The following is a 23224-nucleotide window of genomic DNA, read 5'->3' on the forward strand; positions in this document are numbered from 1 at the left end:
TGAAGACCATGCGCCGTCCTTCTCCGTTTGCAATTTTTGTCCTGTCCGCCTTTGGCTGGATGTTGGCGCTCACCGTGCTGTGGACGCAGATTTCTCCGTGGACTTCGTATCCCGTGGGCGTGCTGTCCAGCGTGACGCTGGAGCAGACGGCGCCCATGTGGGTGCGTGAGGTGCACCTGCGCCCGGGCGTGATGGACGTGGACACCCGGGTGGCCATTCCGGTGCCATCGGCCGGTGGCCGCAAGGCCGAGGTCACCATTGACGTGAACCCCGCGCGCTACGCCTATGGGCTGCCGATTTTCTTGGCGTTGCTGCTGGCAGCCCGGGGGCCTAAGCGCTGGCAGCGTGCGCTGGTGGGTTACCTGGTGTTGCTGCCCGCGCAGGCTTTCAGCCTGACGATGTATGCGCTGATGCAGGTGGTGCTGACCACCCAGGTGGATGCTAGGCTGCTGCGCATTGCGCAGTGGCAGCTGGAGGCCATCGTGTACGGCTACCAGATGGGCTCGTTGGTGGTGCCCACCTTGGCACCTATCCTGGTGTGGCTGTGGCTGGACCGTCAGTTCGTGGCCAAGGTGGTGGTGCCGGTCTGGCGGCCCTCACCGGCGGCTGTGGCTGCCACACCCGTTGCTCCCGCGGCTCCTGCGCCCTCAGAGCCTGGGGCGTCCTGAGGACTGTGGTGCGCTGCGTGGGGGTCTACCGCATCCAGCCGGTAGCCCATGCCGTAGATGGCGCTGACCACATAGCCGTTGGCAGGGTTCAGGTCGAGTTTGCTGCGCAGGCGTGAGACATGGGTATCCAGTGAGCGCGAGGGGGCCTCGCTGGTTTCGCCCCACACCACTTCGCGCAGGTGGGCGCGCGACAGCAGCCGCCCGGCGTTGCGGAACATGAACAGGGCTAACTCGTATTCGCGGTTTTTCAGGTCCACTTCCACGTCATTGAGCAGCAGAGAACGCTTGTCGGGGTCAAACCGGTAGGGGCCAAACGCCAGGTTGTTGCCCATGGCTTGGGGGTATGCACGGCGCAACAGGGCCGTGGCGCGGGCCATCAGCTCACCCATGCGCAGGGGCTTGGTCATGAAGTCGTCCGCGCCGCAAGACAGCGCCTCGATCACGTCCTGCTCTTCGCGGCGGCGGGTGACAAACAGGATGGGCAATTGCCGTCCTGTGGACTGGCGCACGGAGGCGACGACTTCGGGGCCATCCATGTCGGGCAAATGCCAGTCCACGATCAGCAGGTCAAACGTTTCGTGGCGGATGTCGCGCAGCAGTTGCGCGCCCGTTTGGTAGGTGTGGCAGACGTGGCCTTGGTGCTCGGTGGTTGCTTTGATCAGCTCCAGCAAGATCGGGTCATCGTCGAGGGCGGCTATTCGCATGGCTTGTGGTCAGCGCTTGAGCGCACTTTTCATAGAACAACAAAGGGGGCCTTTGGATGGTGCCCTAGAACCGCAGTGCAGGTCTTTGTGCTGACAATCGTTTGCAATCCACGAGGAGCGGATTGGCCAACACACCGGAAACCACCAAAGTATCATTTGAGTGTCATTGTAAACACTTTATAGAAAATTGAAAATCATTTTTGCCACAAATGATATCTATACGCATTTGGACGCGATGCCATAGAAGAGGGCCGCTGAAAGCTGGCTGCGTCAGGCGTACAGCGGCTCTTCGCCCATGGCTTCGATCTGTTCGTGCAGCATGTCCACTTGGCCGCGCCAGTAGTCGCTGCTGCCAAACCATGGAAAGTTGACGGGGAACACCGGGTCTTGCCAGCGCCGGGCCAGCCAGGCGCTGTAGTGGATGAGGCGCAGCGTGCGCAGAGGCTCGATCAGCGCCAACTCGCGGCGGTCGAAGCTGCGAAATTGCTCGTAGCCTTCCAGCAAGGCGCTGAGCTGCTGCGTGCGCTGGCTGCGGTCGCCCGACAGCAGCATCCACAGGTCCTGCACAGCGGGGCCGGTGCGGGCGTCGTCCAGGTCCACAAAGTGGGGCCCCCCGCTGGGCTGGTCGGTGGGCGTCCAGAGGATGTTGCCAGGGTGGCAGTCGCCGTGCAGGCGTATCTGGCGTGCTTGGTTTAAGCCAAATTGGCCTCCATCGCTCGTTGATAAAGCGCTGCTAGCTATCAATTTAAGAGCGTTTTCGCAGGCGCCTTGCCAGGCCGACTGCATGTCCAGCGGGATGATCTCGTGGGCCAGCAGCCAGTCGCGTGGTTCGGAGCCAAAGGTCTGCACGTTGAGCGCCGGGCGGTGCGCAAAGGGCTTGGTCGCTCCCACGGTGTGGATGCGCGCCAGAAAGCGGCCAATCCACTCCAGCACTTCAAAGTCGTCCAGCTCTGGCCCCCGGCCTCCGCGCCAGGGGCTGACCGAAAACGCAAAACCGCCATGGGTGTGCAGCGTGGTGCCGTTCAATTCCAGCGGGCCCACAGCGGGCACCTCGGCGGCGGTCAGCTCGGCGGCAAAGGCATGTTCTTCCAGAATCTGCGCGTGGCTCCAGCGCTCAGGGCGGTAAAACTTGGCCACCACGCGCTGGCCGTCTTCCAGTGACACCTGGTACACCCGGTTTTCATAAGACGACAGTGCCATGAGCCGCCCGTCGCCGTACAGCCCCACGCTTGCCAGCGCGTCCAGCACATGGTCAGGGGTGAGGCGGGCATAGGGATGTGTCAACAGACTGTCGGTACTTTGGTGCGTCATGGGGCTATTGTCGGGCTTGTGGCCAGACTTCAGCCCTCACTCAAGGCTCGCGCACTGCCTGAGTATGGGTGGGTGGGCTTCAATGCACAGTGCCCTTGGTGCAGTTGCTCGTGCAGTTTCCTTGATCAGAAAGGGGCACCCCATCGGGTCAGGTGCCGCCGCCCGGGATAACAAGGTTCACAAAGCCTCAAGCCATTCGGCGCCGCACACCGCGCATCCCCACAGCCGCGACCAACGCTGATAGCAGCAGCAGGCCCCATTCGCCCAGCGTAGGAATGCCTTGGAGGCTACTGGGCGCCGCTGCCAGTGCGAAGCCGCCTGGGTCCTGAATGAACTGATTGGCAATGCTGTCGTGGTCCCCTAGGCCACCGTCGGTAAGCGTCAGCGTGGCGCTCAGGCGATCTGGTGCCAGCACGGCGCGGCTTGCTGGCAGCTCATACCAGTGTGGTTGCGCGCACGCAGCGCCTTGGCAGTTGTAGCCGTCGGGGCTGGGGCCATATTTCATGTAGACGGCACCCGTCGGCACGGGGCTGTTGAAGTGGACCACCACCGTCGCATCACTGCCAGCGGTTCCTGAGCTTAGATTCAGTGAGAGCAGCCCGGTAGGAAAGGTCATGCCCTGCGGAGCGGCTGCGGGTGGCGTGGCGCTGAAGCTGGCGCTGTCCACCTGCCAAAGGTTCAAAGGTTGCAGCACTACCGTACCTCGGCCCCCGCCAGCGTTGGCCCATTGGGCCTGGCAGCTGTTGCTGGCGCCGCCGTTAGCACCCTGGCACTGCCAGGTGTAAGCGCCACTGGCACTGGAGACAGCGCCGGGTGTGCCCGCGCTGCACAGATTGGCCGTGGGGGCCACCGACAGGCTCTGCCCTGCCGATGCACCGCAGGCGCCATCGATTGGGGCCGCCGCCACGGCCGTAGTGGGCGCCGAACATGCCAGCGCACCCGCAGCCGTGCCTGCGCTGGCCACCGGAGTCACGCAAAAGGTCAGCGTTTGGCCCACATCGGCAAGCACGGGCGTGTACTGCGCGCTGGTAGCGCCGCCAATGGGCGTGCTGCCACGCTTCCACACGAAGGTGCTGGCGCCCTGGGGGTCACTGTCTGCATCGGAATAGACATAGCTGCCAGTGAGCAGCTGGCCCACCTGCGGTGTGCCGGAAACGGCCACGCTGCTCGCCACTGGGGCGGCGTTGGCGAGCAAAGTGGACTGGTAATGCCCGACCACGCGGTTGTTTAAATAGTCGGGAATCATCAGGTAGCCCGCCTGGGCGTTGTAGCCCAAGCCCAGCGGGCTATTCAGTCCGGTGGCGGTGAGCGCGGCCGTGCTGTCGGTGAAATTGCTTTGCCCCAGTACATGGTCGGCGGGCGCGCCATTGGCCTTGGTGGCCGGGTTGTTGTAGATCAGCACACGGTGGTTGCCGAAGTCCGCCGCGTACAGGGCGCCATCGGCAAGCACGTCGATGCCGTAGACGCTGCTGCTGATGGTTGAGGATGACGCGGAACCTGCGCCTGCTATCGTGAAATCGGGCGCGCCCAGCACGCCATCGGCGGCGGCACCGTTCGCCTTGGCGGCGGCGTTGTTGAAGCGCAGGATGCGGCGGTGGCTCGCATCGCTCACGTAGAGGTTGCCGGCGGCATCCACCGTCAGGCCGTAGATGTTGCTGGAGAAGGTGGATGCTGTGATTCCTCCTGCACCCGCCGTGGTGAGGTTGGCGGCGCCCAGCACGCCATCGGCGTCGGCACCGTTGGCCTTGGCGGCGGCGTTGTCAAAGCGCAGCACACGGCGGTTGCCTGGGTCAGACACATACAGCGCGCCATTGGGGCCCAAGGCGATGCCGTACAAATTACTCGCGCCGAAGCGATTGGCTGTGGTGCCAGAGCTGAAGCTGGTGAAGTCGGCCTGGCCCAGCATCCCGTCTGCCGCCGCAAAACTGGGCTTGGTGGCGGCGTTGTCGTAGCGCAGCACGCGGCGGTTGCCGTGGTCTGTCACAAAAAGCCGCCCTGCGGCATCCATGGCACAGGTCATGGGGCGTTGCAGGGATTTGGCAGACAGCCCGCCGTTGTTGGCGGTGGTGCTGGTGAAGTCGGGCTGGCCAAAAACGGCCTCGGCGGCACCGCCGTTGGTGACGGCCTGTTCGGCAGAAAAACGCAGGATGCGGTTTTGGCCGTAGACGATCACGAACACCTTGCCGGTGGCCGCGTCGGTGCAGATGTCTGTGGGGCCGACAAAGCGGGAGGCCGATGCAGTGGCACCGGCGGTGGTGAAGTTGTCCGCCCCCAGCACCAGGATGGCGGCCTGGCCGTTGGTCCATACGGTGGCAGCGTGGGCGCCGGCAGACAGAGTGAGGCCCAAGGCGAGAGCCTTCAGGGTGAGCCAGGAGCGGCCTAGCCTGGTGGAGCGTTGTGTTGGTGGCATGGATGCCTTTGGGGTGGGCGATGGAGATCCCGAGATCGTACAAGCTGAAACACTTTTGGCTGCAAGAAAATTGACTTGTGTTAGGTGTTCACGCCACATCGGGGCTTTGCCCTTGTCTAGCAAGCGCTGGCTGCTATGGTTTTTGCGTTGGATGCTGCCGTTGGAGCGGGTGCCAGGGCCGGGGAGCTACGCCGCGCAGTGTGGTGAGAGCCTCGCTTTGCGCGCTGGCAGGCTGACTCCGGGCTCAGCGGCTCTGCATGGTGCGCGCGCGCTAGGCGGTCAGCATCGCGGCCATATGCCCAATACGCGGGCTGCCCTGGCCGCCCAGCACTTGCTGGTACACCGCCTGCGTCGCGGCACTGCCTTGGTGGTGCTGCACCACCAGCCAGGGTTGTGGCGGGGCCTGCACCGCTGCGCTGAATTGCTGCCATGTCTGCACCAGGCGCTCGTTCAGGCCCTGGGCTCCCCAGTCTGCGTTGCGCTTTTTGACCTGTGCCGGGGCGAAGAACATGGTGGGGCGGGGGCCGGGCAGGTCGCTCGCGCCGCCCAGGTCTTGCACATGGCTGGCCCCTACGGCGCAGCTGTAGGCCAGCCCTGTCAAATGCCGGTGGATGCGCCCGCGCAGCGCCACGCTGCCCGCAAAGTCCACGTACACGCAGGCAGGCTTGGTGGGCAGCTGTTCCAGGTCTTCATAAGCCAATACCCGGTGGTAGCAGCCCAGGCTTTCGCAAAACGCCCGGTTGGTGGCTGAGGTCAGCCCCACCACCTGGATGCCTGGGCGTTTGGCCAGCTCGAACGCCGTGCCGTAGGCCGTTTTGCTGGACGCGCTGGACAGCAGCACGGTGCCCGCGCCAAAGAACTGCTGGTCGGCCAGAAAATCGTCGATGAGCCACGAGGTGACAAACAGCGGTCGCAGCAGGGCCTGGATGTCTTCGTTGAAGGGTTGGTAGAACGGGTCGGTGCTGGTGCGCAGGTAGTGGTTGTAGACCGCATGCAGCCCCGCGCGGTGCGCAGCGCCGTCGCTGAATCCCGTGCTGCTCACGCGGTGCGGGGACAGCACCGCATGGGTGGCCATGGGCCAGCAGCCGTAGAGGTGCTCGCCCACCGGGATGTCGGGGTGCCGCGAGGCCTGCACCGTGCCAAACCCCCACACCGGAATGATCCCCCAGCCCGCCTCGCCCGAGGGGAAGAACTGCCAGTACTGCAGCATGTCGCCCATGGCCGCGTAGGTGATGTTGTTGCTGGTGAGGGCAAACCGGTCCACCTGGACGCGGATCTCTCCCTCCTGCAGCGCTGAATCGGCCGTGGTGCGCACAGCGGTGTCGGCCAGTTGGTTCTGGCGCACGAGGAGGGTGGTGGTGCTCATGCCGCTACGCTAATGCAAAGGGCGTGCGGGCTCAATAGCCAAGGGCCGCGTGGGTGACAGTTCTCCATCACTTGCTGGCTAAGCCGTCCCGGCCAGGCGCGCAAACGGCAGGGCCTGCTTGACCAGGATGACGGTGCACGGCGCGTCGCGGGCCACGCGCATCGGCACGGTGGCAATGAAGCGCTGGGTTTGCAGCCCGTGGGTGGCCGCACCCAGGATCATCATGTTGACGTGGTTGCCCTCGGCATAGCGCACCAGGGCGTGGGCCACATCACTGGATTCGAGCACGTGGTAGCTCACGGGGTGTTCGGTCAGGTCCAGCGGCTGGGCCCATTGGCGCAGGCGGGCGTGGTGCTGGCGGTGCAGCGCGGTTTCGCTGCGGGCGCTGTCGCTGGTGCTGCTGGCCGACGGGGACAGCACCGTGACGCACGCCAGCCGCGCCCCGGGCCGGATGCCCAGCGAGCGGGCCACCGCTTCGCGCAGCGAGTACAGCGTGGCGTCCGTCACATCGCTGTGCGGCACTGCCACCATCACGATGGGGGTTTCTTCGATCTGTTGCGAGGGCAAGGGGCTGGGCTGGTAGTGCATGCCCGCAGCCCGCAGCCAGCGCTTGAGGTGCGCGAGGAACGGCGTGCCCTGGGTGCGCCGCCCCCGCTCGGTAATGCGCACCTGGGTGGGGTTGGCCAGGTCCAGGGCCAGGTGGGCGGCCGATGGGTAGCGCTGCGCGGCCTCGGGCTCCAGGCAGCGCAAGATGATTTCTTGCAGCCAGGGGGCCAGGTTGGGGCGGTGCTTGCGTGGCGGTGCGGGCACCATCCACAGCCGCTGGCGCAGGCCGCCATCGGTGGTGGGGGCACCAAACGGCAGCTCGCCCGTGGCCAGTTCGTACAGCATCACGCCAATGGCGAAGAGGTCGCTGCGCGGGTCACCCCGCACGCCCACCACTTGCTCGGGCGCCATCCAGGCGGGCGAGCCCACAGCCTTGCGCTGCTCTTCGGCCAGCAGATCCGGGAAGTGCGCGTGGCACGACAGGCCAAAGTCCAGCAACACGGCATGGTCCTCGTGCGTGAAGAGCACGTTGCCGGGCTTGAGGTCGAGGTGGCAGGCGTTTTGCTGGTGCAGGCTGTGCACGGCATGGGCCAGGGCCGCACCCAGGCGGGCGATCTGTGCATCGGCTGGGCGCTCGCCAGCGTCCAGCCAGTGCTGCAGGGTGCGGCCCTGCAGGTATTCCATGGTGATGTAGGGCAGCCGGTGCAAGTCGCCAGCGGCCACAAAGCGCGGCACATGCGGGCCGGTAAGAGCAGGCAGGATTTGCAGCTCTACCTCAAACCCCACGATGTTCTCTGCCCCATCGCCCACCGTCATGCGCGGGATCTTCATGGCCATGGGAAATCCGGGGTCTGGCGCGCCGCTGGCGTATTCGACCCGGTAAATGTGGGCCATGCCCCCTGCGTGGATGCATTCGTGCACCACAAAGCCGTCCACCACGGCGCCGGGCTCCAGCAGTTTCATCGTCCTGCCTCCAGCCGGTGGGCAAAGGTGGCGGGCAGGGCCCCCCGCGTGGCCAAAATGGCGGCAGCAGCCTCGCTCACTGCGTAGGGCACGCGCTCAAATCTGAGCTGCCAGTGGTCGGTGTCCAGCAGGGCGTACATAGCGCGCGGGTCTCCATCGCGTGGCTGGCCCACTGAGCCCACTGTGGCCACCCATTGCCGGTGCGGTGGCACGGGCACGGCGACCCCCGCCATGGGGGAAAAGCGCATCAACCCCCGCCCGGCGCCCCGGTAGTAGAGGGTCTGCAAGTGCACATGGCCGCAAAACACATGCTGCACACCGGGGTGCTGGGCCGCAGCCTCCAGGCACTGGGCTGCCACCACTTCGTTGTCCACATAACGCCAGCTTTCAGGGGCATCGGCGCTGGCGTGCACCAGCAGCACGCCACCCACCTCGGCGGTCAGGGGCAACTGGGCCAGAAAATCACGCTGCTGCGGGGTGAGCTGCTCGTGCGTCCATGCCGCGCCTTGGGCGGCGATGCTGGTCGCGCCTTTATCGGCCCCCACCGGGGGGTGCACGGCAAAGGCGTCGTGGTTGCCGCCAATCACGTTGTGCCCGGCTGCGGCCAGTTCCATGGCCTGCTGCACCACATAGGCGGGGTCGGCCCCGTAGCCCACCAGGTCGCCCAGCAGGGCAAAGTGCTCCGCCCCCTGTTCACGGGCGTGCTGCAGGCAGGCGTCCAGCGCCTGGCGGTTGGAGTGGATGTCTGACAAGAGGGCCAGTTTCATGGTGATCTCCCCATGCCTGCATCATGCCCCAGGGTGGAGGCCACGGGCCTACGGTTTTCTCCGGGGACGTGCGGCCCCAAAGCACACCGCCGGTGCGCTCTAACGAGGGCACCGGCGGTGGTGGGGAAGCTGGGCGCAACTGGTGCGCGCGGGCCTTACACCAGCGTGATGGTCACGTCGATGTTGCCGCGTGTGGCGTTGGAGTAGGGGCACACCTGGTGGGCTGCGTCCACCAGCTTTTGGGCCGTGGCTTTGTCCAGGCCGGGCAGGCTGATGGCCAGGCGGGCGGCGATGCCGTAGGCGTTAGGGATGGGGCCCAGGTCCACTTCGGCGTCGATGGAAACGTCCTGCGGCACGGGGATGCCGATCTTGCCGCCCACGGCCTTCATGGCGCCGATGAAGCAGGCGGCGTAGCCGGAGGCAAACAGCTGCTCTGGGTTGGTGCCGGTGCCGGAGGTGCCGGGCGAGGAGAGCTTGACGTCCAGGCGGCCGTCGTCGGTCTTGGCTGCGCCATCACGGCCGCCGGTCACGTGGGACTTGGCTGTGTACAGGACTTTTTCGAGTGTCGTCATGGTGTCTTCCTTGCAGTGTTTGCCCAAAGACGGGCGGTGGAGGGAATCGTTCAGCGCTGACCCAATCGGTCGCGCAGTTGTTTGAGTTCGGTGGTCAGTGCCACCAGTTCGGGCAGGGTGCACTGGCTGCTTTCCAGTACGCAGGGCGGAATGGCTTCGGCCTTGCCCCGCAGTGCAAGCCCTTGGCCCGTGAGGCTGATACGCACGCGTCGCTCATCCTCGGCATCGCGCAGGCGGCGGATGTTGCCACCCGACTCCAGCCGCTTGAGCAGCGGGGTGAGCGTGCCCGAATCCAGGTACAGGCGCTCGCCCAGCTCAGACACGGTGAGCCCCTCTTGCTCCCACAGCACCAACATCACCAGGTACTGCGGGTACGTCAGCCCAATGGCTTCTAGCAGCGGCTTGTACAGCTTGGTCATGGCCAGCGATGCGGAGTAGAGCGCGAAGCAGACCTGGTTGTCCAGCCGCAACGACGGCGGCGTGGGGGTGGTGGGAGTGCTTGAGCGGGTGGGCATGGGTTGAATTATTGCTGGCAATTAAATTGTGCGCAATGTAATTGGGTAAATGTCAGCACCGTTGACGTGGTTAATAAGCCAAGGCCATCCGGCGGGGGCTGTGCTGTGGTGCCCAAAAACGAAGCCACCCGCACGGAGTCCTCCGTGCGGGTGGCTTCAGGCACTGGTTCAAGCACCGGGGTCGCACGGACCCGGTGTGGTCACAGGTTTTGAACTGGCTTGGGAGTCTGTTGGTGACGCTCTGCAGGGTCGTCAACCGGGCTCTGAATCCTCAGGCGCCGTGCTGCGGGACTGCCGGGGTGCCAGGCGCCACGGCTTGGTGGTCGGTATGCGCTGCATCCGTTAACGCCGGGGTTTTGCCCCTTTGGCGGAAGAAGCTCACCATCTGCCACAACACAAACACTGCAATCAGTCCGAGCAAGGTGCCACTGATGGGGCGGTTCACGAACACCTCAAAGCTGCCCCGGCTGAGCAGCATGCTGCGGCGGAAGTTTTCTTCCAGCATGGGGCCAAGGATGAAGCCCAGCATCAGCGGCGACGGGTCCATCTCCAGCCGCATGAACAGGTAGCCCAGCAGGCCGAACACCACGGTGATGAACACATCGTCGAGGTTGTTGTTGATGCTGTAGGTGCCAATGCAGCAGAAGAACAAGATGGCTGGGAACAGCACGTTGTAGGGCACCTTGAAGACCGACAGCCAGTAGCGCACCAAGGGCACGTTCAGTGTCAGCAAGAAGCAGTTGCCAATCCACATGCTGGCGACCAGCCCCCAGAACAGCTCGGGGTGCCCGGCAATCATGTTGGGGCCGGGCTGGATACCCTTGATGATGAAGGCCGCCATCATCAGCGCCATGACGGCGTTCTCGGGGATGCCAATGCTCATGAGCGGGATGAAGCTGGTGCGCGCAGCTGCTTCGTCGGCGGCGGCTTGGCCGGCCACGCCTTCGATGCAGCCAGAGCCGATCTCATGGCGGTATTTGCTGACCTTCTTGTCCAGGGCGTAAGCCGCAAACTGCGCAATCACCGGGCCGCCGCCTGGCAGGATGCCCAGGAGGGAGCCGACCACGCTGCCGCGCAATGCGCTGGGGATGATGCGCTTGAACTCAGGCCAGGTCGGGATGAGCTTGATCTTGCCGTTGAAGGGCGAGCGCTCCTCGCGCGAGTCCAGGTTCTTGGTGATCTCGGCAATGCCGAAGCAGCCCAGCGCAATGCTGACAATGCCCACGCCGTCGGCCAGGAAGGGCAGGTCGAAGGTGAAGCGCGCGGTGCCGCTGTTCACGTCGGTGCCTACCGAGCCCAGCAACACGCCCACCAGGCACATGGCCAGGCCATTGATGAGGCTGCCGGTGGTCACAAAGCTCACGCACACAAAGCCCACCAACATGAGTGCGCAGTAGTCCGCCGGGCCAAACAGGAAGGCCACCTCGCCCAGGCTGGGGGCCAGGAAGGTCAGCACCACGATGGCCACCGTGCCACCGATGAAGCTGGAAAAGCCCGCAGTGAACAGCGCCAGCCCGGTCTGCCCCTTGAGCGTCATCGCATACCCGTCAATACAGGCCACGATGCTGCTCGCGTGCGGAATTTTCATGGTGATGGCGCTCACGCTATCTCCGTATTGCGCGCCGTAGTAAATGCCGGCGAGCATGATCAGCGCGCCCGTGGTGTCGATAGAGTAGGTCAGCGGCAGCAGCAGGCTGATGGTGGCCAGGGGGCCCAGGCCGGGCAACAAGCCCACCAAGGTGCCTACTGTGCAGCCGATGGCACAGTACATCAGGTTGTGCAGCGTGAGTGCGTGGCTGAAGCCGAACGCCAGGTTGTTGAGGACTTCCATGTCAGTACAGCGGCAGGTTCACGCCAAGAAGTTTTTGGAAGGCCAGTGCAATGAGCACCAGCACGGCGGCGATCTTCAGGTTGCGCGCGACCGAATAGGTGGTGCTGGCAAACCCGGAGCAGAACACCATGAACACGATGCCAACGATCATGTTGAGGTAGTGCGACAGCAAGGCAAAGCCGCACAGGCTGCCCAGGATGATGCTGATGTTGCGCACCTGGAAATTCAGTGGCACCGGCTTGACCAGGCGCGCGCGCACCACGGTGATCACGCCGATCACAAACAGCATGCAGCTCACGATGAAGGGAAACATCCCCGGCCCCGCCCTGCCCAGAGAGCCCAGTGAGTAGTTCACTGACGGTAGGCCAAAGCCCACCGCCAGTGCCATCAGGGCGATGCCCCGTATGAGGTTGCGATCCATTGTCAAAATATGTCTCCTGTAGTGTTCGGCGAAGGGCCTTTGGCCTGCCAAAATCGCGCCGATGGCTGGGGTATGCTGGCCGTTGCACTATTCCCATCGAACCTGATCGCGGGCTGACCTGGCCCATGCGTAATTCCACGTAAACCGATGCGCATCCTCTTGGTAGAAGACGACCCCGTGCTCGGCCGCACCATGGCCCAGGGGCTGGAAAAAGCGGGCCACCGGGTGGAGCTGGCCCGCACGGTGGAAGAGGCCCAGCACTGGTGGGCCGTGCAAGGCTTTGATGCCGTGCTGCTGGACTTGAACCTGCCCCACGCTGCCAGCACCCGCAGCGGCCTGGGCAGTGGGCTGACCGCGCTGCGGGGTGCCCGGGCCCGGGGCGATCGCACCCCCGTGCTGATCCTCAGCGCCCGCGACAGCACCGAAGAGCGCATTGCCGGCCTGGATGCCGGGGCTGATGACTACCTGGGCAAACCTTACGAACTCAAAGAGGTGGAGGCGCGCTTGCGAGCGCTGGTGCGCCGCGCCAGCGGCACCGCCGACGTGGTCACCGTGGGCCAGCTGCTGCTGGACCGGCTGGCACGCCGTTGCAGCCTGGGCGGCCAGCCGCTGGAGCTGCCCGCCCGGGAGTTTGAACTGCTGTGGGAGCTGATGACGCCACCCGGCCGGGTGTTGAGCAAAAGCGAGCTGTCGCAGCGGTTGTCCGACACCAGCGAAGCCCTGGGCGACAACGCGCTGGAGTCCTTCGTCTCACGCCTGCGGCGCAAGCTGCAGGGCAGCGGCGCAGCCATTCGCACGCTGCGCGGGCTGGGCTATGTGCTGGAGGAAGATGCCAGTTCCTCGTAGCCCTGGCGGGTGGGCGCAACGCCTGCCGTTGCCTGCACTGCGCCAGCGTATCGGGCGCCATGTGCTGGTGTCGCTGGTGTTGGTCTGGGGGCTGGGCAGCGCCGTCATTTTGGCGGTGGGCAACCACTTTGTGGCCGAGGCCTTTGACCGGGCCCTGCTGGACGATGCGCACGGGCTGGCAGCCCATGTGCGAGGTGGTGTGGGCGGCGTGCCGCTGGAGTTGGGCCTCACGCAGCGGGAGGTGGGCATCTTGTTGCTCGATCAAAGTGCCGCAGCCCCTTTTGCGGTGTACGGCCCCGATGGAGCGCTGGTGGCGGGTGACCCTGAACTGGCAGCCGATGCCATGCCCCGGGGCCGAATGCAGGCCTTTTCCACGATGGAGCGCGAGGGACGCGAGTGGCGCCGTGTGAGCTTGCACGTGGCTGGCCCGCCGTCTTTCACCGTGGTCATGGCCGAGGCCACCGAGAGCCGCACCCAGCTGCTGCACCGCTTGCTTATCTACTCGGGCCTGGCCCAGCTGTGGCTGCTGGTGGTGCTGGGATCGCGCCTGTTGGGCGGTATCGAAAAGCACTTGCGCCCCTTGGCTGCTTTGCAAGATGCCGTGCAGCAGCGGGATGCGGCCGACCTGCAACCGCTGCCCCCAGCGCTCACCGAGCAGGCCACCACCCTGGATGTGCAGCGCCTGGGCGAGGCGCTGGACGGGCTGCTGGCCCGTGTGCGCGAGGGTTTGCACGCCCAGCGCGAGTTTGCTGGCAATGTGGCACATGAGCTGCGCACGCCGCTGGCAGGCATCCGCGCCCAGGCCGCGCATGCGCTGGCGCAGGATGATCCGACCGTCTGGCGCAGCGAACTGGAGGGCATTGCCAAGGCAGAGCAGCGCGCCAGCCGCACGGTGGACCAGCTGCTGGCCCTGGCGCGGGCGGCCGAGGGCGGCATTGCGCTGTCGGTGCAGACCGTGGCGCTGGACGCCGTGGTGCGCGATGTGGTGTTGCGGTGCCTGCCCCGTGCCGATGCTTTGGGGGTAGACCTGGGCGCGCAGGGCCTGGAGCCTGGCACCCAGGTGCGGGGGAACACCGGTTTGATCGAAGGCATCTTGCACAACCTGCTGGACAACGCCCTGCGTTACGGCCGGGGCCATCCGCCCCAGATCACCGTGGCCCTGCATTGCGAGCCGCCCTATGCCGTGCTGCAAGTGCAGGACAACGGCCCCGGCGTGGACGCCGAGCTGGCCCGCCATGTCCAGCAGCGCTGGGCGCAAGGCGCGCCGGGGCTGGCGCTGGGGCAGGGGGCGGGCCTGGGGCTCTCCATCGTCGCGCGTTATGCCCAGTTGATGGGCGGTCGCTTGGCCCTGGAGGGCGCTGCCCAAGGGCCGGGGCTGGTGGCCAGTGTGTGGCTGCCGCTGGCGGACCCCGCCGCCCCTTGACGCGATGGGGGGGCGGCTGCACCCCCGTCGCTTCAGTAGGTGTAAACGCCCTGACCCGTCTTGCGGCCCAGGCGGCCAGCGGCCACCATTTCCTTGAGCAGCGGGCAGGGGCGGTACTTGCTGTCGCCAAACTCGGTGAGGTACACGTCCATCACCGCCAGGCACACGTCCAGGCCAATCATGTCAGCCAGTGCCAGCGGGCCAATGGGCTGGTTGCAGCCCAGCTTCATGCCCGCGTCGATGTCTTCGGGCGTGGCCAGACCCTCAGCCAGCACAAAAAATGCTTCGTTGATCATCGGCACCAGGATGCGGTTGACCACAAAGCCTGGCGCATTCTTCACGGTGATGGGGCTCTTGCCCAGCGCTTCGGCCAGTGCCTTCACCGCGTCGTGCGTGGCGTCGCTGGTCTGCAGGCCGCGGATGATCTCCACCAGCGCCATCATGGGCACAGGGTTGAAGAAGTGCATGCCGATGAAACGGTCGGCACGGCCGGTGGCGGCGGCCAGCTTGGTGATGGAGATGGAGGAGGTGTTGGAGGCCACGATCACCTCGGGGGCGACCAAGGCGTCGACCTGCTTCAGGATCTTGAGCTTGAGCTCGTAGTTCTCGGTAGCGGCCTCGATCACCAGCTGCGCGGTTTTCAGCGCGTCGTAGTTGGTGGAGGTCTGGATGCGCGCCAGGGCAGCCGCCTTGTCGGCCTCGGTGATCTTCTCTTTCTTGATCAGGCGGTCCAGGCTGCCGGCCACGGTGGCCAGGCCTTTTTGCACGGCCGCGTCAGAAATATCCACCATCACCACGTTGATGCCCGACACCGCGCAAGCCTGCGCAATGCCGTTGCCCATGGTGCCCGCGCCGATGATGCCAACGGTTTGAATCGTCATAAAAAAGAGCCTTCTTCCAAGTGAAACAGACGCCCGCATGGTACGTGACAAGAGTTACTTGGCCCTGTCGCCCCCGGGTAAGTTCCTGAGTAAAAAGCACGGGCGTTCGGTTAAGGTGCTCGCGGGGCTGCTGTGCACAGCCCGGGAGGAGGCGGCCATGTTCGATTACATCGTGGTGGGAGGGGGCTCGGCGGGGTCTGTGCTGGCGGGGCGCTTGTCAGAGAACCCGGCTGTGCGCGTGTGCCTGCTGGAGGCTGGTGCGGCCGATACCAGCGTTTTCATCCACTGCCCTGCGGGCCTGGCGGCCATGGCACGGCTGCAATCGCACAGCTGGCACCAGAGCACCGTGCCGCAGCCAGGGCTGAACGGGCGCAGGGGCTACCAGCCGCGCGGCAAAGTGCTGGGGGGCTCCAGCTCGGTCAACGCCATGGTCTACGTGCGTGGGCAGGCTGCCGACTACGACCACTGGGCCGCGCAAGGCAACCCGGGCTGGGCCTGGGCCGATGTGCTGCCCTACTTTGTGCGTGCCGAGCACAACGAGCGCATCGCCGATGCACTGCATGGCCAAGGCGGCCCCTTCAACGTGGCCGACCTGCGTTCGCCCCACCGCGTGAGCCAGCGCTTTGTGCTGGCGGGCGAGGAGGCGGGCTACCCCCACAACACCGATTTCAACGGCCCCACGCAAGAGGGGGTGGGCCTGTATCAGGTCACCCACAAAAACGGTGAGCGCCACAGCGCCGCCAAGGCCTACCTGACCCCGCACCTGGGGCGCGCCAACCTGCAGGTCATCACCCAGGCGCATGCCACGCGCATCCTCATGGACGGGCGGCGCGCCGTGGGCGTGGAGTACCGCCAGGGCGGGCAACTCAAGCAGGTGCGCGCGGCGCGCGAAGTGCTGCTGAGCGCCGGGGCTTTGCTGTCGCCGCAGCTGTTGATGCTCTCGGGCATTGGCCCGGCCGCGCAGCTGCAGCAGCACGGCATTGCCGTGGTGCATGCGCTGCCCGGCGTGGGCGAGCACCTGCACGACCACCCCGATGTGGTGCTGCTGTACGACGCGCCGCACCTCAAGGACCTGTTTGGCGTGTCAGCGGCGGGGCTGCTGCGGGTGGTGCAGGGCATGGCCCAGTGGCGCAAAGAGCGCCGGGGCATGCTCACCACCAACTTTGCCGAGGCCGGGGGCTTTATCTGCAGCAGCGCGGCAGAGCCCGCACCCGACCTGCAACTGCACTTTGTGATTGGCAAGCTGGTGGACCATGGGCGCCAAACCGCGCTGGGCCACGGCTACTCGTCGCATTTGTGCCTGCTGCAGCCGCGCAGCCGGGGGCGTGTGCGCCTGGCCAGCGGCGATGCCATGGCGCTGCCGCTGGTGGACCCGAACTTTCTGGCCGATGCGGACGACCTGCGGCGCATGGTGCTGGGCGTGCGCCGCATGCGCTCCATCCTGTCGCAGCCCGCGCTGGCCGACCTGGGCGCACGCGAGCTGCCTGCATCGGCCGCCGCGCACACCGATGCCGACATTGCCGCCTTCATCCGAAACCATGCCGACACCATCTACCACCCGGTGGGCTCGTGCCGCATGGGGCCCGGGCCCATGGATGTGGTGGACGCGCAGCTGCGTGTGCATGGCGTGCAGGGGTTGCGGGTGGTGGATGCCTCGGTGATGCCACGCATCGTCAGTGGCAACACCAACGCCCCCACGGTGATGATTGCCGAGAAGGCGGTGGACCTGCTGCGGGCCAGCGTTGCCTGAGTTTCTTGATCTGCATCAGGTGTCAGGTCCGTGGTGGGCCTGGAATGGGGAGGGTGCTGGGCGGCGTCCCTCAGAATGGCGGCTAGGGTTTACCCTTGGTTCTTGCCGCTGGCAAGAGACGCCGCCGCACCGCCGGCCCTGGAGCACCATGCAGACCGAAGCCGCACAACAGGCCCTGACCCAATACGCCCTGCGCCTGGAAGGCAGGCTGGAAAAACTGGATGAACGCATCGCCGCCCTGTCCCACTTGCTGGACGCCCGATTGGAGCAGCATGGGCAATTGCAGCAATGGCTCCATCAGCAGCCCGCCACCCCCCAAAGCGGCCCCCACCAAAGCACCCGCGAAAGCCGCCTGCGCAGCGAGCTGCGGGGCCTGCTGGTGCTGCGCTACCAGGTCATCACCCGCTATTGCAACGAACTGGGCGCCCCGCTGGCTTTGCAGCTGGTGTGCTACGCCGAAGAGCGCCTGCAAGCCAAGGGCTGGGCACCCGGGGCGGACGGGCTGGATGTGCAGGCCCTCAAGCACCTGGATGGGGCCCACTGAGCCGCTGCAGCGGCGTGCCCTTCAGCCGCGAAAGCGCCGCCGCGTCAGCGCCAGCGCCAGCCAGAAGGCCACCACGGTGGTGGCTACCAGCACCAGGCCGTGGCGCATCGGCTGCTGGGGCCACTGGTCCATGAACAGCGGGCGCACCAGCTCGACCGCATTGGTCAGCGGCAGCCAGTCCGAGATCGCACGCACCAGCGGCGGTAGCTGCTCGCGCGGGAAGAACACCCCCGACAAAAACATCATGGGCGTGAGCACCAGCGTGAAGTAGTACGTGAAAAAGTCATACCCCTTGGCCAGTGCATTGAAGATGAGCGCAATGCTGGAAAACATGATGCCCACCCCCAGCAGCACCGGCCACGCCACCAGCAACTTGGGGCTGTGGCTGATGCCCAGGGCCAGCATCACCCCCAGGATGGCCGTGACGGTGAACAGCGCCTTGAACGCCGCCCACAGCATCTCGGCCAGCACCACATCGTCGAGCGTGACGGGCGCATTCATGATGCCGTCCCACGTCTTTTGCACATGCATGCGCGAGAAGGCTGAGTACAGCGCCTCAAAGCTGGCCGCGTTCATGGCGCTCATGCAGATCGAGCCGCTGGCCAGGAACAGGATGTAGGGCACCTTGGCATCCCCGCCTGCGGCGCCCACGCTCACCTGCCCCACCAGGGCACCCATGCCGTAGCCAAAGGCCACCAGCCACATCAGCGGCTCGGCAATGTTGCCTACCAGGCTAGGGATGGCCAGCTTGCGCCACACCAGCAGGTTGCGCAAAAACACCGGCCACCAGCGGGCCGACAGCGCAGGCGGGCGCCAGACTGAAGCCGGTGCGGGCGGGCGGGGCCGCAAGGTGCTGGGTGGGGCTGCGTCGGTGGCCTGGGGCTGCAAGCTGGGCGTGGTACTCATGGGGGCTATTGTGCGGGGCTCCAGGAATCCCCGGCGCGGTGATTCGCGCAGAGGGTTCCCAGGCTTTGCGCAGCAGGCAAAATCCTGGCCGACTCTCTTCTATCCTCTTTCCCCCCAATCACCGTTTGAAGGCCCTTGCCATGACCACCCTCGGAACCCCTTTGTCCCCCCACGCCACCAAAGTCATGCTCTTGGGCTCGGGAGAGCTGGGCAAGGAAGTGCTGATCGCGCTGCAGCGCCTGGGCGTGGAGACCATTGCGGTCGACCGCTACGAGAACGCCCCCGGCCAGCAGGTGGCCCACCACGCACGCACCATCACCATGAGCGATCCGGCCCAGCTCAAGGCCCTGATCGAGGCTGAGCGCCCACACCTGGTCGTGCCCGAGATCGAAGCCATCGCCACCCCCATGCTCGAAGAGCTGGAAGCCGCCGGTGTGGTGCGCGTCATCCCCACCGCCCGCGCCGCGCGCCTGACCATGGACCGTGAAGGCATCCGCGTGCTGGCCGCCGAAACGCTGGGCCTGCCCACCAGCCCTTACAAGTTCTGCAACTCGCTCGAAGAACTGCAGGCCGCGATCGATGCAGGCATCGGCTACCCCTGCATCGTCAAGCCCGTGATGAGCAGCTCCGGCAAGGGCCAAAGCAAGATCGACGGCCCGGCCGATGTGCCAAAAGCCTGGGATTACGCCATGGCCGGTGGCCGCGTGAGCCACGGCCGCGTCATCGTGGAAGGCTTCATCGACTTTGACTACGAAATCACGCAGCTCACGGTGCGGTCGGTGGGCACAGATGGCCAAATTACCACCAGCTTCTGCGACCCCATCGGCCACGTGCAGGTCAGCGGCGACTATGTGGAAAGCTGGCAGCCGCACCCCATGCACCCTGCAGCGCTGGAAAAATCGCGCCAGATCGCCAAGGCCGTGACCGACAACCTGGGCGGCCAGGGATTGTTTGGCGTGGAGCTGTTCGTGAAGGGCCAGGACGTCTGGTTCAGCGAAGTCAGCCCCCGCCCGCACGACACCGGACTGGTCACGCTGTGCACCCAGCACCAGAGCGAGTTCGAGCTGCACGCCCGCGCCATCCTGGGCCTGCCCGTGGACACCAGCCTGCGCAACCCCGGCGCCAGTGCCGTGATCTATGGCGGCATGGAAGCCCAAGGCATTGTGTTTGACGGCGTAGACGAAGCCCTGCGCGTGCCCGGCACCGACCTGCGCCTGTTCGGCAAGCCCGAGAGCTTTGCCAAGCGCCGCATGGGTGTGGCCTTGGCGCGTGCGGCCGATGTGGATGCGGCCCGCACCAACGCCAAGCTGGCGGCCAGCAAGGTCAAGCCACGCAAGGCTTGATGCTGCGTTTTAAGTGAAATTGGCCGCTAGCGCTTATTCAGAAAGCGCTGGCAGCTATCATTTTTGGTATGGGTGGGTGGGCGCAGCGTCACCCGACGCCACGCCTCAGCCCTACTCTCGAATCTGCCGCCCCGTCAGCTTCAGGAACAAGTCCTCCAGGTTGGCTGGCCGGTGCAGTGTGCGCAGGTGCCCGTGCTGGCCCAGCGCTTGCAACAGCGGCTGTGCGTTCTGCGTGTAGAAGAACACCGTCTCGCCGCTGACCTCCACGCGGGCAGCCAGGGCACGCAGGTTCGCATCCTCGGCCAGTGCCACGGCGCCCACGCCAAAAACTTCCACCACATCGCTTTCCAGGTGCTGGGCGATCAGCTCGCGCGGCTTGCCTTCGGCGATTTTCTTGCCATGGTCCAGCACCAGCAGGCGCGAGCACAGGCGCTCGGCCTCGTCCATGAAGTGCGTGGTCAGCAAGATGGAGGTGCCTTGCTGCAGCAGCAGTTGCAGGCGTTCCCACATCAGGTGGCGGGCCTGCGGGTCCAGGCCGGTGGTGGGCTCGTCCAGCAGCAGCAGGCGCGGGCGGTTGACGAGGGCGCGGGCCAGCGACAGGCGCCGCTTCATGCCGCCCGAGAGTTCGCCCGGCTTGGCGTGGGCCTTGTGCGTCAGCGCGGCAAACTCCAGCAGTTGCGGCACGCGCTCGTCCATGGTGTGGCCCTGGATGCCAAAGTAGCGGCCAAACACGCGCAGGTTTTCGGCGCAGGTGAAGTCCGGGTCCAGCGTGTCGAACTGCGTGACCACGCCGAGCTGCGCCTTGATGGCGAGCGCGTCGCGTGGCATGTACAGCGGCTCGGTCGCGCCCTCGGGGTAGAACAGCACGTCGCCACTGTCGGGCGCCGTGAGGCCCAGGCACATGCGGATGGTGGTGGTCTTGCCCGCCCCGTTGGGGCCGATGACGCCAAGGCATTCGCCGGGTGCGATGGCAAAAGACACATCGTTCACCACCGTGGCATCGCCATAGTGCTTGTACAGGTTCTGGACGGCAAAGAGTTCGCTCATGCCGCCATTGTGGCGGCATTGGGGCAGCGGGGGCTCAGAGCTTGAAGAGAAATTGGCCTCTAGCACTTGGCGGCCTCAAATCTGAAGTGCAACACCCCCTTCAGAATTGAGGCCTCCATGAGCAAAAGAACCTACGAGCAGATCACAGAATCCGAGCGCCACGCCATAGCGCTGGGCCTGCAGCAAAAGCAAAGCCTGCGGGCCATTGCCAGGGCTCTAGGCCGCAGCCCCAGCACCATCAGCCGGGAGATCCTCCGCAATGCAGGAGGCCATGGCTACGTCAGCCGGTTTGCCCAACAGCGCTGCCGTATTCGCCGCATCCATAGCCGCCCCCAGCCCAAGCTACTGCGCCCAGGCATCTTGTTCAAGCAGGTGTGCGAGTATCTGCGCCAGCATTGGTCGCCCCAGCAAATTGCCGGACACCTGAAGAAACTTCATCCCAACGACAGGCGCCAGAGAGTGTCACACGAGAGCATTTACACCTGCATCTATGCCCAGCCCCGGGGAGAGCTCAAGAAGGAGTTGGTGGCCTGTCTGCGCATGGCTCACGCCAAGCGCTGGCCCCGCTCCAAAGGCGAGGACCGCCGAGGAGAAATCACCGATCTTGTGAGCATTCACGTGCGCCCTCCAGAGGTAGAGGATCGCCAGCTTCCCGGCCATTGGGAGGGAGACCTCATCAAGGGGGCCCACAACGCCAGCGCCATAGGAACCTTGGTCGAGCGCACCACGCGCTTAGTGGTGCTGGTCAAGCTGCCACACCCCAACCCGGCTACGGCCGCACATGTGCTCAAGGCATTCAGCGACAAACTCAATGCAATTGCCAGCCCGATGCGCCAGAGCCTGACCTACGACCGAGGCCGCGAGATGGCCGAGCACGCCAGACTCACCCAGAACACGGGCATGAAGGTGTACTTCTGTGACCCCTACAGCCCTTGGCAGCGGGGCAGCAACGAGAACACCAATGGGCTGCTGCGTCAGTACTTCCCCAAGGGTACGGAGCTCAGTGGCTACACCCAGGAGCAGCTTGATGCGGTGGCCGATGAACTCAACGGGCGGCCCAGGATGACCCTGGGCTACAGCACGCCCTTGGAGGTCTATGCCCAGCACCTGCATCGCTTGACTCAGCAGCCTGAGTCTGTGCACTGAGCAACAGCAATCAATGTTGCACTTGGACTTGAATCCGCCCTTATTTGATAAGCGCTGGAAGCTATCGAAAATATAGCGTTTTGGATAGCGCGACTGCTCAGCGGGCCGCCAGCAGCTGCCCCCGGCCTGCGGCTTTGGCGGCATACAGAGCGGTATCGGCCCGGGCCATGAGCGGGGTCAGTGCGTCGTCCTGGGGCGTCAGCACGGCCATGCCAGCGCTGTAGTTGAGCGCAAAGCCCAGCTCCGGCACGCTGCACTCGGCCAGCCGCTGGCGCAGGCGCCGGTCAAACGAGGTGCCTGCCGGGGCGCTGTTGTGCAGCAGCAGCACGCCAAACTCTTCACCGCCCAGGCGGCCCACCATGTCGCCGCTGCGGTGGCACTCTTGAAGCAGGCGGCCAAACAGTTGCAGGGCGCGGTCACCGGTTTCGTGGCCCAGGGTGTCGTTGATTTGCTTGAAGTGGTCGATGTCCAGCATCAGCGCCGTCAGGGGCAGGCGGTGGCGCTGTGCGTGCGAGATCATGGCGGCCCCTTGCGCGGCAAACGAGCGGCGGTTGGCCAGCCCGGTCAGCCCGTCGGTCATGGCCAGGTCGCGCAGCTTGCGCTCGGCCTCGGCATGCCAGGCCACCAGGATGGCGACGGTGCCCAGCACCAGGCTGATGTTGGTGGCCACGGCGGCCCCCAGGTTGACGGGGTGGGGCGTGCGAAAGCTGGGGTACTGGTCGGTGAACGCGCCCAGCACCCCTCGCGCCAGCGTGAAGCCCGCCGAGGTGAGTAAACACAGCATGAGCAAGCGGCGCCAGCGCGCATCGGCAGGCGTGGTGGGGGCTGCCGGGTAGAGCGTGGCACGGGCCACGATGAGCAAAATTGCAGCCATCAAAAAGTTGGCCCAGCCCACGCGAAAGGCGTAGTGCCCAAAGCCGATGGCATAGCCCAGCGGCATCAGGCACACCAGCGCCAGCAGCGTGCGCTTGAAGGGGCGCGCGCCCAGCCATTCGCGCAGCGCCCGGTACAGCAGCCACTGCGCCCAGGCGTTGCAGGCCATCGACAGGGTGGACAGGGCCTGGTCCCACAGGGTGGACGAGGCAATGATGGCGGCCCAGGCCAGGGCCTGCAGCAGCATGCTGGCCTGCACGTTGCGCGCGGCTTGGCTCACGTCACGGCCCATGACGAGCGGCAGCGCCGCCGAGATGGCGAACAGGTTGGCCGCCATCACGGCCATCAGCGTGAGAAAGTCCAGGGCCATTGAAAAGTCAGCGCGAGTGCA

At 65.6% G+C, this 23224-nt stretch carries 21 protein-coding genes; 7 read left to right on the top strand and 14 right to left on the bottom strand.

Annotated features, from left to right (window positions below):
* The first annotated feature begins 8 nt into the window (after positions 1 to 8).
* A complete protein-coding gene (locus CLU88_RS17685; protein WP_199173471.1) occupies positions 9 to 668 on the top strand; it encodes an exosortase H-associated membrane protein in 660 nt (219 codons plus the stop codon).
* On the opposite strand, the gene CLU88_RS17690 is transcribed toward CLU88_RS17685, so the two are convergent.
* The 10 genes from CLU88_RS17690 to CLU88_RS17735 all read right to left on the bottom strand — a co-directional run bounded on the left by CLU88_RS17690 (position 557) and on the right by CLU88_RS17735 (position 12074).
* Positions 557 to 1372, bottom strand: coding sequence for a response regulator transcription factor (locus CLU88_RS17690; RefSeq protein WP_099657711.1), 816 nt, complete (start codon positions 1370 to 1372; stop codon positions 557 to 559). The two genes, CLU88_RS17685 and CLU88_RS17690, sit on opposite strands and share 112 nt — an antisense overlap.
* Before the next feature lie 270 nt (positions 1373 to 1642).
* Positions 1643 to 2683: a serine/threonine protein kinase gene (locus CLU88_RS17695; RefSeq protein ID WP_099657712.1), complete on the bottom strand. Its 1041-nt coding sequence runs from the start codon at positions 2681 to 2683 to the stop codon at positions 1643 to 1645.
* Between the two features lie 187 nt (positions 2684 to 2870).
* A complete protein-coding gene (locus CLU88_RS17700; RefSeq protein ID WP_143226045.1) occupies positions 2871 to 5093 on the bottom strand; it encodes an IPTL-CTERM sorting domain-containing protein in 2223 nt (740 codons plus the stop codon).
* Between the two features lie 271 nt (positions 5094 to 5364).
* Complete coding sequence (locus CLU88_RS17705; RefSeq protein WP_099657714.1) at positions 5365 to 6459, bottom strand: DUF2855 family protein; 1095 nt, start codon at positions 6457 to 6459, stop codon at positions 5365 to 5367.
* 78 nt (positions 6460 to 6537) lie between these two features.
* Positions 6538 to 7968 (bottom strand): bifunctional serine/threonine-protein kinase/universal stress protein, encoded by a 1431-nt coding sequence (locus tag CLU88_RS17710; RefSeq protein WP_099657715.1) that lies wholly within the window; start codon positions 7966 to 7968, stop codon positions 6538 to 6540.
* Positions 7965 to 8735 carry a metallophosphoesterase gene (locus CLU88_RS17715; RefSeq protein WP_099657716.1) on the bottom strand — a complete coding sequence of 257 codons (771 nt, stop codon included), beginning with the start codon at positions 8733 to 8735 and terminating at the stop codon, positions 7965 to 7967. Before CLU88_RS17715 ends, CLU88_RS17710 begins: the two co-directional genes overlap by 4 nt.
* 155 nt (positions 8736 to 8890) lie before the next feature.
* Entirely contained in the window at positions 8891 to 9307 is a 417-nt protein-coding gene (locus tag CLU88_RS17720) for an organic hydroperoxide resistance protein (protein ID WP_099658980.1), read from the bottom strand.
* A 50-nt stretch (positions 9308 to 9357) separates the two neighbouring features.
* The gene (locus CLU88_RS17725) at positions 9358 to 9822 is read right to left on the bottom strand and encodes a MarR family winged helix-turn-helix transcriptional regulator (RefSeq protein ID WP_099657717.1); all 465 of its coding nucleotides are present in this window, start codon (positions 9820 to 9822) and stop codon (positions 9358 to 9360) included.
* A gap of 271 nt (positions 9823 to 10093) precedes the next feature.
* Entirely contained in the window at positions 10094 to 11653 is a 1560-nt protein-coding gene (locus CLU88_RS17730; protein ID WP_233205519.1) for a tripartite tricarboxylate transporter permease, read from the bottom strand.
* 1 nt (position 11654) lies between these two features.
* Complete coding sequence (locus CLU88_RS17735; RefSeq protein ID WP_233205617.1) at positions 11655 to 12074, bottom strand: tripartite tricarboxylate transporter TctB family protein; 420 nt, start codon at positions 12072 to 12074, stop codon at positions 11655 to 11657.
* A 147-nt stretch (positions 12075 to 12221) separates the two neighbouring features.
* On the opposite strand from CLU88_RS17735, the gene CLU88_RS17740 reads away from it, so the two are divergent.
* Both CLU88_RS17740 and CLU88_RS17745 read left to right on the top strand, forming a co-directional pair.
* Positions 12222 to 12920, top strand: coding sequence for a response regulator transcription factor (locus tag CLU88_RS17740; protein ID WP_099657718.1), 699 nt, complete (start codon positions 12222 to 12224; stop codon positions 12918 to 12920).
* Positions 12904 to 14343 carry a sensor histidine kinase gene (locus CLU88_RS17745; RefSeq protein ID WP_099657719.1) on the top strand — a complete coding sequence of 480 codons (1440 nt, stop codon included), beginning with the start codon at positions 12904 to 12906 and terminating at the stop codon, positions 14341 to 14343. Before CLU88_RS17740 ends, CLU88_RS17745 begins: the two co-directional genes overlap by 17 nt.
* Before the next feature lie 32 nt (positions 14344 to 14375).
* On the opposite strand, the gene CLU88_RS17750 is transcribed toward CLU88_RS17745, so the two are convergent.
* A complete protein-coding gene (locus tag CLU88_RS17750; RefSeq protein ID WP_099657720.1) occupies positions 14376 to 15224 on the bottom strand; it encodes a 3-hydroxybutyryl-CoA dehydrogenase in 849 nt (282 codons plus the stop codon).
* Positions 15225 to 15381: 157 nt separating this feature from the next.
* Between CLU88_RS17750 and CLU88_RS17755 the strand changes: the two genes are divergently transcribed.
* Positions 15382 to 16974, top strand: a complete 1593-nt coding sequence (locus CLU88_RS17755) for a GMC family oxidoreductase (protein ID WP_099657721.1) — start codon at positions 15382 to 15384, stop codon at positions 16972 to 16974.
* Positions 16975 to 17122: 148 nt separating this feature from the next.
* Complete coding sequence (locus CLU88_RS17760; protein WP_099657722.1) at positions 17123 to 17518, top strand: hypothetical protein; 396 nt, start codon at positions 17123 to 17125, stop codon at positions 17516 to 17518.
* A gap of 21 nt (positions 17519 to 17539) precedes the next feature.
* On the opposite strand, the gene CLU88_RS17765 is transcribed toward CLU88_RS17760, so the two are convergent.
* The gene (locus CLU88_RS17765; protein WP_233205520.1) at positions 17540 to 18424 is read right to left on the bottom strand and encodes an ABC transporter permease; all 885 of its coding nucleotides are present in this window, start codon (positions 18422 to 18424) and stop codon (positions 17540 to 17542) included.
* Between the two features lie 140 nt (positions 18425 to 18564).
* On the opposite strand from CLU88_RS17765, the gene purT reads away from it, so the two are divergent.
* Positions 18565 to 19767, top strand: coding sequence for a formate-dependent phosphoribosylglycinamide formyltransferase (gene purT, locus CLU88_RS17770; protein ID WP_099657723.1), 1203 nt, complete (start codon positions 18565 to 18567; stop codon positions 19765 to 19767).
* 111 nt (positions 19768 to 19878) lie between these two features.
* On the opposite strand, the gene CLU88_RS17775 is transcribed toward purT, so the two are convergent.
* On the bottom strand, positions 19879 to 20814 hold the full coding sequence (locus CLU88_RS17775; RefSeq protein ID WP_099657724.1) for an ATP-binding cassette domain-containing protein: 936 nt from the start codon (positions 20812 to 20814) through the stop codon (positions 19879 to 19881).
* 117 nt (positions 20815 to 20931) lie between these two features.
* Between CLU88_RS17775 and CLU88_RS17780 the strand changes: the two genes are divergently transcribed.
* Positions 20932 to 21960 (top strand): IS30 family transposase, encoded by a 1029-nt coding sequence (locus CLU88_RS17780; RefSeq protein WP_099655696.1) that lies wholly within the window; start codon positions 20932 to 20934, stop codon positions 21958 to 21960.
* Positions 21961 to 22057: 97 nt separating this feature from the next.
* Here the strand turns inward: CLU88_RS17780 and CLU88_RS17785 are convergent, their stop codons facing one another.
* Positions 22058 to 23203 carry a GGDEF domain-containing protein gene (locus CLU88_RS17785; protein ID WP_099657725.1) on the bottom strand — a complete coding sequence of 382 codons (1146 nt, stop codon included), beginning with the start codon at positions 23201 to 23203 and terminating at the stop codon, positions 22058 to 22060.
* Between the last annotated feature and the right edge of the window lie 21 nt (positions 23204 to 23224).

This window comes from Acidovorax sp. 56, from assembly GCF_002749705.1.
Lineage (GTDB): Bacteria > Pseudomonadota > Gammaproteobacteria > Burkholderiales > Burkholderiaceae_C > Acidovorax.